The organism is Pseudomonas sp. R1-18 (genome assembly GCF_051132095.1).
In the GTDB taxonomy this organism is placed as follows: Bacteria; Pseudomonadota; Gammaproteobacteria; order Pseudomonadales; family Pseudomonadaceae; genus Aquipseudomonas.
Map to the genome: position 1 here is coordinate 1378836 of NZ_CP071658.1, position 14841 is coordinate 1393676.

Consider the following 14841-nt stretch of genomic DNA (forward strand, 5'->3'; position numbering starts at 1 on the left):
CGGTCTTTTTCATTTGGGAATGAACGTCAGGATTCTCGTTGATCGCTGAAACTTCCCGGCAGCGTCAACCGCAATGCGCCCCATGGCAGGTCAGGCTGCGTGTCATGCGCGGTGCCTGCCGGTCTGATATCCCTTTGATTTCCTTGCTCAATCCCGGACAATTGCGCCCCTGTTTTTGGGAGGGCGCTGAACTGCCGAGATTCTCGACGCGCCGCTCCTTTCTTGAAGTAACCCGGCACGGAGACCAGACCGGATGAATGATCAGGCCAATGGCGTCGTAGAACGTCTGGATGCAGCTCCCGCGAGCCTCGACTCGTGGAATCGTAATGACACAACCTGGATGCTCGGGCTATTCGGCACTGCAATCGGTGCCGGCACGTTGTTCTTGCCGATCAATGCCGGCATCGGTGGCTTCTGGCCATTGCTGGCCCTGGCCTTGCTCGCATTTCCCATGACGTTCTATGCGCACCGCGGGCTGACCCGGTTCGTTCTGTCGGGACGCGACGGCGGGGACATTACCGAGGTGGTCGAGGAGCATTTCGGCAAAGGCGCCGGCGCCATGATCACGTTGCTGTACTTCTTCGCGATCTTTCCAATTCTGCTGATCTACAGCGTGGCGCTGACCAACACGGTGACCAGCTTTCTTGAGCATCAGCTGCACGTTGCCGCGCCGCCACGTGCCCTGTTGGCATTCGGGCTGATCTTCGGTCTGCTGGTCGTGGTAAGTCTCGGTGAGCGACTGATCGTCAAGGCGATGAGCCTGATGGTTTATCCCTTTATCGTCGCGCTGCTGTTTCTGGCGCTGTTCCTTGTTCCGCACTGGACCGGCGGCATTCTGGCGACCGCGACAACCCTGCCGGAGCCTTCGTCGTTTCTGCCGACCTTGTGGCTGGCGATCCCGGTCATGGTGTTCTCTTTCAACCATACCCCGATCATTTCCGCATTCGCGGTCGATCAGAAGCGCTTGTATGGCCGCAACGCAGAGGTCCGCAGCTCGCAGATTCTGGCGCGGGCTCATGGCCTGATGGTCGTGATGGTGCTGTTCTTCGTGTTCAGCTGCGTACTGACCTTATCGCCAGAGCAACTGGCTGAAGCCAAGGCGCAGAACGTCTCGGTTCTGTCTTACCTGGCCAACCACTTCAATAACCCGACCATCGCGTTCGTGGCGCCGTTGATCGCCTTCGTCGCGATTGCCAAGTCATTCCTGGGCCATTACATCGGCGCCAGCGAAGGTCTGAAAGGGCTTGTCATCAAAACGGGTCGACGCCCCGGGCAACGCTCGCTGAACATCATGACCTCGGCATTCATGCTGATCGTCTGCTGGATCGTGGCGACGCTCAACCCGAGCATCCTCGGGATGATCGAGACGCTGGGCGGCCCGGTAATTTCGGCGCTGTTGTTCCTGATGCCGATGTACGCCATCCGCAAGGTGCCCGCCATGCGTCAATACGCAGGCCAGTGGTCGAACGTCTTTGTGGTAATGGCCGGGCTGGTGGCGATTTCCGCTCTGGTGTATTCGTTGACGCGCTAAGCCCCTGCATAAGCCTCTGCAAATGAAAGGCCGGCGTATCTACGCCGGCCTTTCTGTCTGGATGGACCGGCGGGTTCAATCCACCGGGTCCGGATGGAGCGGACGAGACAGGTGCATGATGTTCGCGTAATCGTAGACGTACTGACGCCCGGCATGGCTGGTGGAACGCAGCTGGTCGATCAGCTGACGCTCTTTCTTGTTCAGATACCTCAACGCCGGATCTCCACTGGACTTCAGGCGATCACGTTCATGGGCGTCAGGAAAAGCGATGACGTTTGTCATGAAATATCTCCTTGGGTTGAGTCCTTGCGTAATACGATGCAGCCCCGGTTGCAGTGTAGAAGTGACGGGCCACCTTACCCACAAAAACCGTGGACGATCAACCCTGGAGACAACAGACGCTCACAGGACGTGCGCCACTTCAAAAGGCTGTCGGGTACCGTTGACCAGGATATCCACGACGTCGCCCTCCAACTTCCCGGCCAGGCTTTGCCCCAGGGGTGCCCGCGTGGTGATGACGGTGATGGGCGTTTCGTCGCACTCTACCTTCAGACCCGCCGCGTCGGGGCCCAGAAAAAAGCATTGCGTGGTGCCCGCTACGGATTCCAGGAAAACCAGATCACCGGTCTGGATACCTCGTGAGTCGTCGAACGCTTTAAGCGACCACTTGCGATAAAGCGCCAGTGACTGTCGAATCTCTTCGACGCGACGGGCCTGGCCGGCTGCCAGATACGAGGCTTCAAGGCCCAGCGTGTCGTATTTGTTCTCGGCAATGTTTTCCTCGTGGGTGGCCGCTTCATAGGCGGTACGTGCCGCGCGCTCGGCGATATCCAGGTCAGTTTCGAGCCTGGCGACGATCAGTTTCAGAATGTCCGGCTTGTTCATATCAACCACAGTACTCATTGATGCTGGCCCGGCTCTTTTCACTGGGGGCGGTGCGGTCCTGCTGCATCCAGAAATCGCATTTCGACCGGCTGTAATTGCGTTGCTGCTGTTCCTGCGCCTGCTCACGGGCCTGACGCGCCTCGCTTTCGCGCAGGCTCTGTTCGTATTTGCGGAACATTGCACCTTCGGGTTCCTCGGCAGCCGCAGGCGCCGGGGGCGTGCTCAGCCGAGCGGCAGCATTTTCCAGCACCTGAGTCTGCGCCGACGGCAGGTTCTTGAAGATCAGCATGCCCGTCAGCGTGACCGCGACCGCGCCCAGCCAGATGCCCAGCGCAATGCACAAGATCAGTCTCAGAGACACATAGAGTTCGCGGCGGCGTTCGGTGGAGGACATGGCTGGGTTCCTGACGAGGGCGAATGCTGCGATTGTGCCATGGCTGGCCGTCGCTACGTAGCTTTGGCCGTGAGCACCGTCACAGAGCGCCACACTGGTGGAAACAGCTGCTTCTGACGGACAATCAGCGCTTTGCCTATCCAGACTCGGGAAGTGGGAATGACAAGCGCCGGGACGAACCGCTCTTGGGACATCTTTTGCAGCGTCGTGGACAATTACGGCGACGTCGGCGTCACCTGGCGTCTGGCCCGCCAACTGGTCGCCGAGCACCAGCTCAACGTGCGTCTGTGGATTGATGATCTGTCAGCCTTCGTGCGCCTGTGTCCTGGCGCGGATTCCAGCGCCGCGCAGCAATGGCATGCGGGAGTGGAGGTGTGTTCATGGCCCGCGGTATGGCAAGAGACGCGCTTGCCCGATGTGGTCCTGGAGGCTTTTGCCTGCAGGCTGCCTGCCGCGTACACGGACGCCATGCTGCACTGCTCGCCGCGACCTGTGTGGCTTAACCTCGATTACCTGAGCGCCGAAGACTGGGTCACGGGCTGTCATGGTTTGCCGTCGATGCAATCCAGCGGCCTCAAGAAAATCTTCTTCTTCCCGGGTTTCCAGCCCGGGACTGGCGGCCTGTTACGCGAACAAGGCCTGATCGAACAGCGCGAACGCTTCGATCAGGACAAGTCGGCGCGTCTCAAAGCGCTGGAAGAGTTGGGGGTGCGCGCTGTGGAAGGCGCGCGACTGATTTCGCTGTTCGCTTATGAAAACGCCGGGCTTGGCAGTTGGCTGGATGCACTCGCCACAGGCCCTCAGCCAGCCCATCTGCTGGTACCTGAAGGCCGCGTGCTCGGCGACGTTCAAGCCTGGCTGGGCGCGGACCCGCTGGCCGTGGGCGCACCGCAAAGACGTGGGGCATTGACGGTGCAGCTGCTGCCGTTCGTCGGTCAACAGGACTACGACCGCCTGCTCTGGAGTTGCGACTTCAACGTGGTGCGTGGCGAGGATTCATTCGTTCGAGCGCAGTGGGCCGCGCGGCCGATGCTCTGGCACATCTACCAGCAGGAAGACGATGCGCATTTGCCGAAGCTCGACGCCTTTCTGCATCTGTATCTGGCTGGGCTGTCGCCTGCGGCGGTCGAAGATCTGAACCGGTTCTGGCAGGCCTGGAACGCGCAAGAGCCACTGGGCACAAGCTGGCAGGCGCTGAACGTTCACTGGCCCGAACTCGACCGTCATGCCCGGGACTGGTGTCAGCGACTGGCCTTGCAAACCGATCTCGCGACGGCGCTGGTACAGTTTTGCCGAAATTAGCTATGATACGCGGCCTTGATGTAAGGCTCTGTACGAAAAGTGCCTGTGCAGGCTATTTCTCGTACAGAGCCTTTGGTTAATTCCATCCAAATTCGGATATATGCAATGAAAACTGGTAAAGAGCTGAAACCCGGTACCGTGATCCGTATCGACAACGACCCTTGGTTGGTTCAAAAGGCTGAATTCACCAAGTCGGGCCGTAACAGCGCGATCATGAAGACCAAGCTGAAGAACCTGCTGACCGGTTACAAGACTGAAACCGTGTACAGCGCTGACGACAAGCTGGACGACGTGATCCTGGATCGCAAGGAAGCCACCCTGTCTTTCATCAGCGGCGATTCCTACACGTTCATGGATACCACTGACTACACCATGTACGAGCTGAACGCTGAAGACATCGAGTCGGTTCTGCCATTCGTTGAAGAAGGCATGACTGACGTCTGCGAAGCCGTGTTCTTCGAAGGCCGTCTGGTTTCCGTAGAGCTGCCGACCACCATCGTGCGTCAGGTCGACTACACCGAAGGCTCCGCTCGTGGCGACACGTCGGGCAAGGTCATGAAGCCTGCAAAACTGAAGAACGGCACCGAGCTGAGCGTTGCTGACTTCATCGAAATCGGCGACATGATCGAAATCGACACTCGTGAAGGCGGTTCCTACAAAGGCCGTGCTAAATAAGCATGGTCCTGTAACCCCGTTACGCAAAAAGCCCGCATCGCTGCGGGCTTTTTTGTGCCTGTAGGAGCGCGCTTGCCCGCGACACATACGATGCGCTGTGTCAGGCACACCGCGTAAGGCTGTACGCGGGCAAGCGGGCTTCTACCAATTGATCTGGCGTTTCGGCTCAGACGGTCACGTGCAGGCGTACGTCGACGTTGCCGCGAGTGGCGTTCGAGTACGGGCAGACCTTATGCGCGGCGTCGACCAGTTGCTGCGCGTCGGCTTGTTCCAGGCCGGGCAGATTGATGTGCAGGTCGATGTCGAGACCGAAGCCGCCGGGGATCTGGCCGATGCCGACATGAGCGGTGATCGAGGCGTCCGCCGGAATGCTGCGTTTGCTCTGACCGGCAACGAACTTCAAAGCGCCAATGAAGCAGGCCGAGTAACCAGCGGCAAACAGCTGCTCAGGGTTGGTCGCTTCACCACCTGCGCCGCCCAGTTCTTTGGGAGTCGCCAGTTTGACGTCGAGAATCTTGTCGCTGGACACGGCGCGACCATCACGGCCACCGGTAGCGGTTGCAACTGCGGTATAGAGCGTATTCATGATGCCATCCTCTTCGTAGTGATTTGTCGCGCTAAATGTTTGCGCGCTAAGTAAGTACGAAGCAAAGGTAGCTCAGAGATAGTTTGCGCGCAAGCTAATTCTTGAAAAACTTTTCGAGGGCTTAAGCGGCGTGTGCGCAGGCCTTACAGATGGTCGTGAAGATTGCTGCGCAGCTCTGTCAGCTGGCCTTGCAGCTCGCGCAGTTTCTCCAGATCCAGGCCGCTGGCCGAGAGGATGCAGCCAGGCACGCTTCGGGCCTTGCGTTGCAAAGCGCGGCCCTGTTCGGTGAGATGGAGCAGAACCACGCGTTCGTCGTCCTTGCTGCGGGTACGGCTGATGAAGCCTTCGCCTTCCAGACGCTTGAGCAGCGGCGTCAACGAACCTGGATCGGTCAGCAGGCGCGTGCTGACTTCCCCGACGGTCAGACCATCTCGCTCCCAGAGCACCATCATCGCCAGATACTGAGGATAAGTCAGCCCCAATGCCTGAAGCAGCGGCTTGTAGACCTTGGTCATCATCAGCGAGGTCGAGTACAGCGCGAAGCACAGCTGGTTATCCAGCAGCAGCGCATCGCAGTCCGCGGAAGCGTCGGAAGTCGAGCGGTCATCGGAGTTCAATGGCGAGGGCCTCAGGCGAGAAGAAAGGTGGCTAATTTAGTGCTCGGATCTTTAATGCGCCAGATAATTCCGCCCGCCTGGCAGGCAGGACGGCCCACCTGGCAACGACAAGCGTGCGCATAGCGCGGAGCAGTGAGCCGCCTGCGCGACAGCTTGGTGCCTGACACTTCAAGTAACAGTTTGCCTTGTGCGCAAGACTGCGTAGCATTTGGCCATTCGTTGATTGGGGGCGTGGTGTGATTGAAGTCGTGATGTTCGTGTTGCTGGGCGCTGCCATGGGTACTCTGGGTGGGCTGTTCGGGATTGGTGGCGGGCTGGTAGCGATTCCTGCGCTCGGGGTGTTGTTCGGCCTCGACCAACAGTTGGCGCAGGGCACGGCTTTGCTGATGGTGCTGCCCAACGTGTTGCTGGCGTTGTGGCGCTACAACCAGCGTAATCGGGTGCTGCTGCGCAATGCGTTGATGTTGATCGTGCCCAGTTTCTTTTTCGCCTGGCTGACTTCACTGTGGGCGGTGCGCCTGGACCCGCAAGGCATGCGTCTGGGGTTCGTGGGCTTCTTGGTCTTGCTGACCCTGTTCAACATTGCGCAGATGTACTTGCGCAAAGAGCCGGCCAGCAGCGAGCTGCGCCACGCCAATTGGCTGTGGCTGCTGGGCGTGGGCTCGGGCATCACCGGCGGAATGTTCGGGGTCGGCGGCGGCGTGGTGGCCACTCCGATCCTGACCAGCGTGTTTGGCGCCACGCAGGTGGTGGCCCAGGGTCTGGCGCTTGCGCTTGCCGCTCCGAGTACCGGAATCACACTGTTCACCTACGCGCTGCACGATCACGTCAACTGGTCGATGGGGATTCCGCTTGCGGTCGGCGGGCTGGCCAGTATCAGCTGGGGCGTGCGGCTGGCGCACTCGATGCGCGAGCGCACCTTGCGCGGCTGGTTCTGCGTGTTCCTGATCATTTGCGCGACGATTCTGGCGCTCAAGGTCTGACTCAGACCTTGAAGCCTTCGGTGATGTAGTCGGCCATGCATTCGGTGATGGGCGACGGCGTTTTCGGATTACGCAGCAAAACGATGCTGGCCGTTGGCAGCTGCGGCAGGCGCTCGGCTTCACCGAGCACCCGCAGGTCCGGCGTTATGAGGCTTTGCAGCTGCGCCGTCACCGCCAGCCCGGCGCTGACCACTGCCATGATCGCCGCCATGCTGGCGCTGCTATAGGCAATACGGTAATCGCGTTCCATCGCGTCCAGCGCATTGCACGCCCACTCCCTGCAGAAGCACTGAGTGTTGAACATCGCCAGCGGTAGTGGCGTCTGGTCATGGGGCGCGAAGCCGATGGCCTCGGTCCAGACCAATCGCTCCTGGCGCAGCAGCTGACCGATCTCGGTTCCGGGCTTGCGGGTGACGATGGTCAGGTCCAGGTCCTGACGCAGCAGCAATTGTTCGGACGGTTCGCAATGCACCTCCACTTGAATCAGCGGGTAGGCGCGGGCGAATTGCGAAAGAATGCCGGGCAGAAAACGCATCACATAGTCATCCGGCGAACCAATCTTCACCACCCCGACCATGTGCGGCTCGCGCAGCGTATTGAACACCTCGCTGTGCAGCTTGAGGATGCGCCGGGCGTAGCCGAGCAGCACCTGGCCCTCGGCGGTAAGATTGAGAATGCGCCCGTCGCGCTGGAACAGCTGGCGCTGGACCACATCCTCCTCAAGACGCTTCATCTGCATGCTGACCGCTGACTGAGTGCGGTTTACCACTTCACCGGCGCGGGTGAAACCGCCGTGATCGGCAATGGCGACGAAGGTGCGCAACAGCTCGGTATCGATACTCGGATAGTTCGCCAATCCATCAATCTCCCAGATGCACCGCATAAGAAACATTCGTTGGATTGATCCTACCCCCGGAGCGAGACTCTAGTCATCCCCACTTGGAGGGCGAGATGATGAAAGGTCAAAAAGGGTATGTACTCGCTGGCCAACCGGCCGCCGTGACGTTACCGACTGGCGTCTGGGCCAGCCTGAAAAACCGCTTGTTTCGTTGGATGGAACTGCACCGTCAACGCCGGTTGCTGGCGCAATTGAGCGACGAAGCGCTGCATGATCTGGGCTTGAGCCGGGCCGACATACTGGGGGAATCCGAGCGGCCATTCTGGGACGATCCGCTCAAGCATTGAGTTTGCAAAGAGCATCACCTGACAACCGCCCGGTAATCGGCTAGCGTGACGGTCTCGCGCCGGGAGGCTGGTTTCAATGGAACTGTCCGTCAAACAAGCACGTCGTCTGGCGCTGGCCGCCCAGGGTTTCCGGGGTCGCCAGCCGCCTGCGCTGGTCAAGTCCAGCCATGTCATTCGTTTGATCGAACGCCTCGGCGTATTGCAGATCGATTCGGTCAACGCGCTGGTCCGTTCGCATTACCTGCCGCTGTTTTCCCGCCTGGGCAACTACCCACAGACTCTGCTTGATCAGGCGGCCTGGAGCCAGGGTCGCCATCGCCGGTTGTTCGAATACTGGGGCCATGAAGCGTCTCTGCTGCCCATCGCCTTGTACCCGCTGATGGTCTGGCGGATGCGGCGCGCGGCCCAGGGCGAGGGCATTTATCAGGGGCTGGCGAAGTTCGGTCGTGAACAACGGCCGGTGATCGAGCGAGTGCTGCAGGCGGTTCGCGAGCAGGGCGCGCTGGGCGCGGGCAGTCTCAGCACCCGTGCGGAGCGCGCCGGGCCCTGGTGGGACTGGAGCGCGGAAAAGCTTGCGCTGGAATGGCTGTTTGCCGCTGGCGAAGTCACAGTGGCCGGACGGCGAGGGTTTGAACGGCTCTACGATTTGCCTGAGCGGGTACTGCCGATCGAGGTGCTCAACCATCCGGCTGTCAGCGAAGCCGATGCGCAGCGCGAGTTGCTGTTGCATGCCGCCAACGCGCTGGGTGTCGGCACCGAAAAGGACTTGCGTGATTATTTCCGTCAGGACCCGCTGCCCAGCCGTATCGCACTGGCCGAACTGGTCGAGGCCGGGCAGCTGCAACGTGCACAGGTCAAGGGCTGGAAGCATCCTGCGTTCTGCATTCCGGGCAGCGCACCGCCAGGCAAGGTATCGGCCAGCGCATTGCTGTCACCCTTCGACTCGCTGATCTGGGAGCGGGCGCGCACCGAGCGGCTGTTCGACTTCCGCTATCGGCTGGAGATCTACACCCCTCAGCACAAACGGGTGTACGGCTACTACGTACTGCCGTTTCTGCATCATGAACGCATCGCCGCGAGAGTCGATCTGCGCGCCGAACGAGCCGCCGGCCGGCTGGCGGTGCATGCCGTGCATGAAGAGGAGCAGGGGCTCGACGACGAAGGTATCCAGGCATTGGCGCGCAACCTGCGCCAACTGGCCGGTTGGCTCGGGTTGGCGGAGATCCGGATCAACTGCCAGCGCGCCAGCGCGACGCGGGTGATGGGCGCGCTGGCCGGTTCAGACTAGCGTTTCACCTGCTTGAGGGTTTCGGCGATCAGGAACGCCAGCTCCAGCGACTGGTCGGCGTTCATTCTCGGGTCACAGTGAGTGTGATAGCGATCCGACAGGCCGTCTTCGGTAATCGGCCTGGCTCCGCCGATGCATTCGGTAACGTTCTGCCCGGTCATTTCGATATGAATGCCGCCGGCGTAAGTGCCTTCTGCCTGATGCACCTGGAAGAACTGCTTCACTTCGCCAAGTATCTGCGCGAAGTCGCGGGTCTTGTAACCGCTGCTGGCCTTGATGGTATTGCCATGCATCGGGTCGGAGCTCCACAGCACCTGGCGACCTTCGCGTTCAACCGCGCGAATCAGCTGCGGCAGGTGGTCGCCGACCTTATTGGCACCCATACGCGCGATCAGGTTCAAGCGGCCGGGATCGTTATCCGGATTGAGAATGTCGATCAGGCGAATCAGGTCGTCGGTGTTCATGCTCGGCCCGACCTTGACGCCAATCGGGTTGTTCACGCCGCGCAGGAACTCAACGTGCGCGCCGTCCAGCTGACGGGTCCGGTCGCCGATCCAAAGCATGTGCGCCGAGCAGTCGTAATAGTCGTTGGTCAGGCTGTCGCGCCGCACGAAGGCTTCTTCGTAGTCGAGCAGTAGCGCTTCATGGGCGGTGAAGAAATTGGTTTCACGCAACTGAGGCGAGCTATCCATCCCGCACGCGCGCATGAACGCCAGGGTTTCGTCGATGCGGCTGGCCAGCTGGCTGTACTTTTCCCCGAGCGCCGAGTTGGCGATGAAGTCCAGGTTCCACTGATGAACCTGATGCAGGTCGGCGAACCCGCCCTGGGCAAAGGCACGCAGCAGGTTAAGGGTAGCGGTGGACTGGTGGTAAGCCTGCAACAGACGCTCGGGGTCCGGCACGCGGCTCTTCTCATCGAAGCCGATGCCGTTGACGATGTCGCCGCGGTAAGCGGGCAGCGTCACGCCGTCGATGGTTTCATCATTGGATGAGCGGGGTTTGGCGAACTGACCAGCCATGCGCCCGACCTTCACCACCGGGCAACCCGCCGCGAAGGTCATGACCACGGCCATCTGCAGCAGCACCTTGAAGGTGTCGCGGATTTTCGCTGCCGAAAACTCCATGAAGCTTTCCGCACAGTCCCCGCCTTGCAGCAGGAACGCGCGGCCCTGAGTCACCTCGGCAAACTGACGGCGCAGCTCTCGTGCTTCGCCGGCAAATACCAGCGGCGGATAGCTGGCCAGTGTCCGTTGCACCTTGGACAGGTGTTCAGCGTCGGGGTATTGCGGCTGCTGCTGAATCGGCAAAGTCCGCCAGCTGTCGGGGCTCCAGGGTTGGCTCATTATTGGCTCTTGGCTTCGGGCAAATCGGACCGGCATGTTAGCAGTTCGTCGGCTGCCTGCCAGCGGGCAAAGACAGTCGGCGGATTTCGTATCTCACGGCCTCATGAAAGTCTGGCGAAAGCCGATGGCTATATGCCTGCAACGAATAATTAATGCGAGCATAAAACAAAACTGACAACCCGACGGGCGCTGTGAGTGGCACATCGATTTCATGATATCGCAATGACATATAGAGCGCCGTCTCTGCCCATTCGTGAGCCAAATGCCAACCCTTATGTCACTTCTGGCATAAAGGAGACGTGCTTGCCATGGCTATTTCGAGGCCCGCAAAAAATCACACCTCACCCGAGAAACCCCGTTTTTATCCAGGGCGCCGCTCGACGGATGTGACAAAGCAGCGTGCTTGGCTGACAATCCGCTTTTTGCGCTCAGCGCAGGTGCGACCAGGAACGGTGATGACGGAAGAGCGTGAGCGCGTGGAACGGATCCTCGCTGAGGTACATGACGACTTCGGCATGATCCGCGTGCTGGAGGTGGACGATTACCGCTTTCTGGAATTCGGCGACGCCATCGAGCAGAGTTGCACGTTTACCGCCGACCCTAGCTGGCTGGAGTACGACTATACCCGGGCCATGCTGATCGGTGCGTTGTGCCACGAGCTGCCCGAAAGCGCGCTGTTCCTCGGCCTGGGCGCCGGCACGCTGACCCAGGCATGCATGAAGTTCCTGCCGCTGGACGATGTCGAGGTCATCGAGCTACGCCCGGACGTCCCGCGCCTGGCCATGGAATACCTCGGCCTTGAGGATGACCCGCGACTCTATATACGCATCGGTGACGCGCTGGAGTTGCTGGACAGCGCCGAGCCCGCCGACCTGATCTTCGTCGACCTGTATACCGACGTCGGCCCTGGTGTCGGGCATCTGGCGTGGAATTTCCTGCAGGGCTGCCAACAACGGCTGAACCCCGGCGGCTGGCTGATCATCAATCAGTGGGCGTCGGACGATGGCAAGCCGCTGGGCGCAGCTCTGCTGCGCGGGCTCTACCACCGGCACTACTGGGAACTGCCGGTGAAGGAGGGCAACGTGATTCTGCTGGTCCCGGCGGATCTGGACCAGACCTTGTCGATCAAAGCCGTTTCCGAGCGGGCCCGGGCGCTCGCGCCGCCGCTGGGCTATTCGTTGCAGAGCCTGATCAACGACATTCGTCCTGCAAGCTGAATCCGTGGTCTGCGACCGAAGATCCAAAATCCTGAGTGAGACATTTCGCCGCACCGGGTAAGCCCGTTCGCCGAGCGCTGCGGGAACAAGTGAAACGTTTAAGCCGAGACCCCGGATACACAGGCTCGCCGCCATTCCCGATCCCATTCGCTCGGCGTACAGCTACCGGAACACGCGGCACCGAGCCACATGCTTTCGTAAAAAAAAGACTCACTTTCACGCGTAATTCCGGTATAGTGCGCGCCGGCCTTAACAGGGCCCTCGTCCAGGATTGCAATTCCCCGAAGCCAGCTTCGGCTGCTCGTTCGCACTGCGGACTATCCTTGGCGATCCATTCATCAAACGTTTTCGCAAATCCCCGCCGACAAAGCAGCCAGGGTGACCTCAAGGTCGTACACGGCACGCGCAGCTTTGAAGCATGGGTCTTTGCGGATGCACTAGAGGCAGACCCATGACCCAGGAAATCGGCGGCTTCGCCGCTCTCGAACTTCATCCCAATATCGTTGCAGCTGTCGTCGCCACCGGCTACGAAGAGCCTTCGGCTATCCAGCAGCAATCGATCCCGATCATCCTCGCCGGTCACGACATGATCGGCCAGGCGCAGACCGGTACCGGCAAGACTGCCGCATTCGCTCTGCCGATCCTGCACCTGATCGACCCGAGCAAGCGCGAGCCGCAAGCCCTTATTCTGGCCCCGACCCGTGAGCTGGCGCTGCAAGTCGCCACCGCGTTCGAGACCTACGCCAAACAAATGCCGGGTGTGACCGTTGTCGCGGTCTACGGCGGTGCGCCAATGGGCCCGCAGCTCAAGGCCATCCGCAACGGCGCCCAGATCGTCGTCGCCACTCCGGGTCGTCTGTGCGACCACCTGCGTCGTGACGAAAAAGTCCTGGCCACCGTGAACCACCTGGTTCTGGACGAAGCGGACGAAATGCTGAAGCTCGGCTTCATGGACGACCTCGAAGTCATCTTCAAGGCCATGCCTGAAACCCGCCAGACCGTTCTGTTCTCGGCCACGCTGCCACAGTCGATCCGTGCCATCGCCGAACGCCATCTGCGCGATCCGAAGCACGTCAAGATCCAGACCAAGACTCAGACCGTCACCAAGATCGAGCAGGCTCACCTGCTGGTTCATGCTGACCAGAAGACCTCGGCTGTTCTGAGCCTGCTGGAAGTCGAAGACTTCGACGCCCTGATCATGTTCGTCCGCACCAAGCAGGCGACCCTCGATCTGGCCAGCGCGCTGGAAGCTCGTGGCTACAAGGCTGCCGCACTGAACGGCGACATCGCTCAGAACCAGCGTGAACGCGTGATCGACTCCCTCAAGGACGGTCGCCTGGACATCGTGGTTGCGACCGACGTCGCAGCCCGTGGTCTGGACGTGCCGCGTATCACTCACGTGTTCAACGTCGACATGCCGTACGATCCTGAGTCCTACGTTCACCGTATCGGCCGTACCGGTCGTGCCGGTCGCGAAGGTCGCGCACTGCTGCTGGTCACCCCGCGTGAACGCCGCATGCTGCAGGTCATCGAGCGCGTTACTGGCCAGAAGGTTGCGGAAGTCCGCCTGCCGGATGCCCAGGCCGTGCTGGACGCCCGCATCAAGAAACTGACCAACAGCCTCGCGCCGCTGGTTGCCGACGCCGAGTCGACCCACGGCGACCTGCTGGATCGTCTGACCGCAGACATCGGTTGCACGCCGCGTGCCCTGGCTGCCGCTCTGCTGCGCAAAGCTACCAACGGTCAGGCTCTGACCCTGGCAGCCATCGAGCGCGAGCGTCCGCTGGTTCCGAACAACGCCCCGCGTGGCGACCGTCCGGATCGCGGCGATCGTCCAGAGCGCGAGCGTCGTGCTCCGGTTCCACTGGCCGAAGGTCGTGCTCGCTGCCGTACCGCGCTGGGTGCGCGTGACGGTATCGCCGCCAAGAACCTGCTGGGCGCTATCCTCAACGAAGGCGGCCTGGCCCGCGAAGCTATCGGCCGCATCCAGGTGCGTGACAGCTTCAGCCTGGTCGAACTGCCGGAAGATGGCCTTGAGCGTCTGCTGACCAAACTCAAGGACACCCGCGTTGCAGGCAAGCAGCTGAAACTGCGTCGCTATCGCGAAGACTGATCAGCGCTTGAGTTGATCGTCTGAACGAAAAAATCCCCGACTGGTTCGGGGATTTTTTTTGCTCGGTATAACCGATTTCGCCCACCTCGTTGTCCTTTACCGTGGCCGTCACGGCGTAGGAGCGCGCTTGCCCGCGATGTATACGACGCGTTGTGTCAGGCACACCGCGTCGTATGTGTCGCGGGCAAGCGCGCTTCTACTAGCTAAAACACAGCGCTATCGGAAAAGCCCGATGCTGTAGACCAGGTCGTCAGGTCAGTCTCACCGGGAAGAATGTCTGTCAGCTGCGCGCAATCCATTGCGGCGAGCGCTGTTCACGCAACGTTGCAGGTGAGCTGAAAAACATGATCGCTGTCGTAAAACTGTCTGTTCGCTAGTACCTCCAAAGCCGCGATTTGAGTGGCATCAAGGTCATAGCCCTCGTCGCCACGCTGAGGTGCGGGCCACCCCATGATCTGGGCAAGTTGAGCGTCGCAACCATCGGGCAGGCTCACTTCAAAAGCCAGAAATTCAGTTTGTTTGTCAAAGGCTTCAACTGTGTAGATCAACGGCTGCTTTCTCATTACGGCCGAACACCGATGAACAGGTCCAGATCTCGCGGCAGCCGTTCATTGATAACCGATGATATTTCCTCCACTTGAGCCGCTGTCAGTTGAAGGTCGCCAACAATCTCGGCTTCCAAGCTTTCCCAGCCCAAAACATCCATTACGCGCTGCTCCAAC

General features: G+C 60.5%; 17 protein-coding genes. 8 read left to right on the forward strand and 9 right to left on the reverse strand.

Annotated elements, in window-relative coordinates; genetic code table 11:
* The first annotated feature begins 253 nt into the window (after positions 1 to 253).
* Positions 254 to 1531 (forward strand): aromatic amino acid transport family protein, encoded by a 1278-nt coding sequence (locus J3P77_RS06380; RefSeq protein WP_434680446.1) that lies wholly within the window; start codon positions 254 to 256, stop codon positions 1529 to 1531.
* 75 nt (positions 1532 to 1606) lie between these two features.
* On the opposite strand, the gene J3P77_RS06385 is transcribed toward J3P77_RS06380, so the two are convergent.
* From J3P77_RS06385 to J3P77_RS06395, 3 genes are all read right to left on the reverse strand, one after another.
* The gene (locus J3P77_RS06385; protein ID WP_434680447.1) at positions 1607 to 1813 is read right to left on the reverse strand and encodes a hypothetical protein; all 207 of its coding nucleotides are present in this window, start codon (positions 1811 to 1813) and stop codon (positions 1607 to 1609) included.
* A gap of 120 nt (positions 1814 to 1933) precedes the next feature.
* On the reverse strand, positions 1934 to 2416 hold the full coding sequence (locus tag J3P77_RS06390; protein WP_434681911.1) for a GreA/GreB family elongation factor: 483 nt from the start codon (positions 2414 to 2416) through the stop codon (positions 1934 to 1936).
* A gap of 1 nt (position 2417) precedes the next feature.
* Positions 2418 to 2810 (reverse strand): hypothetical protein, encoded by a 393-nt coding sequence (locus J3P77_RS06395; protein WP_434680449.1) that lies wholly within the window; start codon positions 2808 to 2810, stop codon positions 2418 to 2420.
* Positions 2811 to 2969: 159 nt separating this feature from the next.
* Between J3P77_RS06395 and earP the strand changes: the two genes are divergently transcribed.
* Together earP and J3P77_RS06405 are read left to right on the forward strand one after the other, a co-directional pair.
* Positions 2970 to 4112: an elongation factor P maturation arginine rhamnosyltransferase EarP gene (earP, locus tag J3P77_RS06400; RefSeq protein WP_434680450.1), complete on the forward strand. Its 1143-nt coding sequence runs from the start codon at positions 2970 to 2972 to the stop codon at positions 4110 to 4112.
* A gap of 105 nt (positions 4113 to 4217) precedes the next feature.
* Positions 4218 to 4787 carry an elongation factor P gene (locus tag J3P77_RS06405; protein ID WP_027977430.1) on the forward strand — a complete coding sequence of 190 codons (570 nt, stop codon included), beginning with the start codon at positions 4218 to 4220 and terminating at the stop codon, positions 4785 to 4787.
* A gap of 166 nt (positions 4788 to 4953) precedes the next feature.
* On the opposite strand, the gene J3P77_RS06410 is transcribed toward J3P77_RS06405, so the two are convergent.
* Together J3P77_RS06410 and J3P77_RS06415 are read right to left on the reverse strand one after the other, a co-directional pair.
* The gene (locus J3P77_RS06410; protein ID WP_434680451.1) at positions 4954 to 5373 is read right to left on the reverse strand and encodes an organic hydroperoxide resistance protein; all 420 of its coding nucleotides are present in this window, start codon (positions 5371 to 5373) and stop codon (positions 4954 to 4956) included.
* 143 nt (positions 5374 to 5516) lie between these two features.
* The gene (locus J3P77_RS06415) at positions 5517 to 5990 is read right to left on the reverse strand and encodes a MarR family winged helix-turn-helix transcriptional regulator (protein WP_434680452.1); all 474 of its coding nucleotides are present in this window, start codon (positions 5988 to 5990) and stop codon (positions 5517 to 5519) included.
* A 236-nt stretch (positions 5991 to 6226) separates the two neighbouring features.
* On the opposite strand from J3P77_RS06415, the gene J3P77_RS06420 reads away from it, so the two are divergent.
* Positions 6227 to 6973 (forward strand): sulfite exporter TauE/SafE family protein, encoded by a 747-nt coding sequence (locus J3P77_RS06420; protein ID WP_434680454.1) that lies wholly within the window; start codon positions 6227 to 6229, stop codon positions 6971 to 6973.
* Position 6974: 1 nt separating this feature from the next.
* Here the strand turns inward: J3P77_RS06420 and J3P77_RS06425 are convergent, their stop codons facing one another.
* Positions 6975 to 7856: a LysR substrate-binding domain-containing protein gene (locus J3P77_RS06425; RefSeq protein ID WP_434680455.1), complete on the reverse strand. Its 882-nt coding sequence runs from the start codon at positions 7854 to 7856 to the stop codon at positions 6975 to 6977.
* Between the two features lie 68 nt (positions 7857 to 7924).
* On the opposite strand from J3P77_RS06425, the gene J3P77_RS06430 reads away from it, so the two are divergent.
* A complete protein-coding gene (locus tag J3P77_RS06430; protein ID WP_434680456.1) occupies positions 7925 to 8158 on the forward strand; it encodes a DUF1127 domain-containing protein in 234 nt (77 codons plus the stop codon).
* Positions 8159 to 8234: 76 nt separating this feature from the next.
* On the forward strand, positions 8235 to 9446 hold the full coding sequence (locus J3P77_RS06435; protein WP_434680458.1) for a winged helix-turn-helix domain-containing protein: 1212 nt from the start codon (positions 8235 to 8237) through the stop codon (positions 9444 to 9446).
* Here the strand turns inward: J3P77_RS06435 and J3P77_RS06440 are convergent.
* Positions 9443 to 10789 (reverse strand): class II 3-deoxy-7-phosphoheptulonate synthase, encoded by a 1347-nt coding sequence (locus J3P77_RS06440; RefSeq protein WP_434680459.1) that lies wholly within the window; start codon positions 10787 to 10789, stop codon positions 9443 to 9445. The two genes, J3P77_RS06435 and J3P77_RS06440, sit on opposite strands and share 4 nt — an antisense overlap.
* A 455-nt stretch (positions 10790 to 11244) precedes the next feature.
* Here J3P77_RS06440 and J3P77_RS06445 point away from each other — a divergent pair, with 455 nt between their 5' ends.
* Both J3P77_RS06445 and J3P77_RS06450 read left to right on the forward strand, forming a co-directional pair.
* On the forward strand, positions 11245 to 12006 hold the full coding sequence (locus J3P77_RS06445) for a spermidine synthase (protein WP_434680461.1): 762 nt from the start codon (positions 11245 to 11247) through the stop codon (positions 12004 to 12006).
* A 418-nt stretch (positions 12007 to 12424) separates the two neighbouring features.
* Positions 12425 to 14119 (forward strand): DEAD/DEAH box helicase, encoded by a 1695-nt coding sequence (locus J3P77_RS06450; RefSeq protein WP_434680462.1) that lies wholly within the window; start codon positions 12425 to 12427, stop codon positions 14117 to 14119.
* 314 nt (positions 14120 to 14433) lie between these two features.
* On the opposite strand, the gene J3P77_RS06455 is transcribed toward J3P77_RS06450, so the two are convergent.
* A complete protein-coding gene (locus tag J3P77_RS06455) occupies positions 14434 to 14682 on the reverse strand; it encodes a DUF7683 domain-containing protein (RefSeq protein ID WP_434680463.1) in 249 nt (82 codons plus the stop codon).
* Positions 14682 to 14840, reverse strand: a complete 159-nt coding sequence (locus J3P77_RS06460; protein ID WP_434680465.1) for a pyocin S6 family toxin immunity protein — start codon at positions 14838 to 14840, stop codon at positions 14682 to 14684. Before J3P77_RS06460 ends, J3P77_RS06455 begins: the two co-directional genes overlap by 1 nt.
* Between the last annotated feature and the right edge of the window lies 1 nt (position 14841).

Coding starts and splice junctions, on each gene's coding strand:
- J3P77_RS06425 (WP_434680455.1), bottom strand. CDS start 7,856: ATGCGGTGCATCTGGGAGATTGATGGATTGGCGAACTATCCGAGTATC.
- J3P77_RS06430 (WP_434680456.1), top strand. CDS start 7,925: ATGATGAAAGGTCAAAAAGGGTATGTACTCGCTGGCCAACCGGCCGCC.
- J3P77_RS06410 (WP_434680451.1), bottom strand. CDS start 5,373: ATGAATACGCTCTATACCGCAGTTGCAACCGCTACCGGTGGCCGTGAT.
- earP (WP_434680450.1), top strand. CDS start 2,970: ATGACAAGCGCCGGGACGAACCGCTCTTGGGACATCTTTTGCAGCGTC.
- J3P77_RS06450 (WP_434680462.1), top strand. CDS start 12,425: ATGGGTCTTTGCGGATGCACTAGAGGCAGACCCATGACCCAGGAAATC.
- J3P77_RS06445 (WP_434680461.1), top strand. CDS start 11,245: ATGACGGAAGAGCGTGAGCGCGTGGAACGGATCCTCGCTGAGGTACAT.
- J3P77_RS06380 (WP_434680446.1), top strand. CDS start 254: ATGAATGATCAGGCCAATGGCGTCGTAGAACGTCTGGATGCAGCTCCC.
- J3P77_RS06455 (WP_434680463.1), bottom strand. CDS start 14,682: ATGAGAAAGCAGCCGTTGATCTACACAGTTGAAGCCTTTGACAAACAA.
- J3P77_RS06390 (WP_434681911.1), bottom strand. CDS start 2,416: ATGAACAAGCCGGACATTCTGAAACTGATCGTCGCCAGGCTCGAAACT.
- J3P77_RS06385 (WP_434680447.1), bottom strand. CDS start 1,813: ATGACAAACGTCATCGCTTTTCCTGACGCCCATGAACGTGATCGCCTG.
- J3P77_RS06405 (WP_027977430.1), top strand. CDS start 4,218: ATGAAAACTGGTAAAGAGCTGAAACCCGGTACCGTGATCCGTATCGAC.
- J3P77_RS06440 (WP_434680459.1), bottom strand. CDS start 10,789: ATGAGCCAACCCTGGAGCCCCGACAGCTGGCGGACTTTGCCGATTCAG.
- J3P77_RS06395 (WP_434680449.1), bottom strand. CDS start 2,810: ATGTCCTCCACCGAACGCCGCCGCGAACTCTATGTGTCTCTGAGACTG.
- J3P77_RS06435 (WP_434680458.1), top strand. CDS start 8,235: ATGGAACTGTCCGTCAAACAAGCACGTCGTCTGGCGCTGGCCGCCCAG.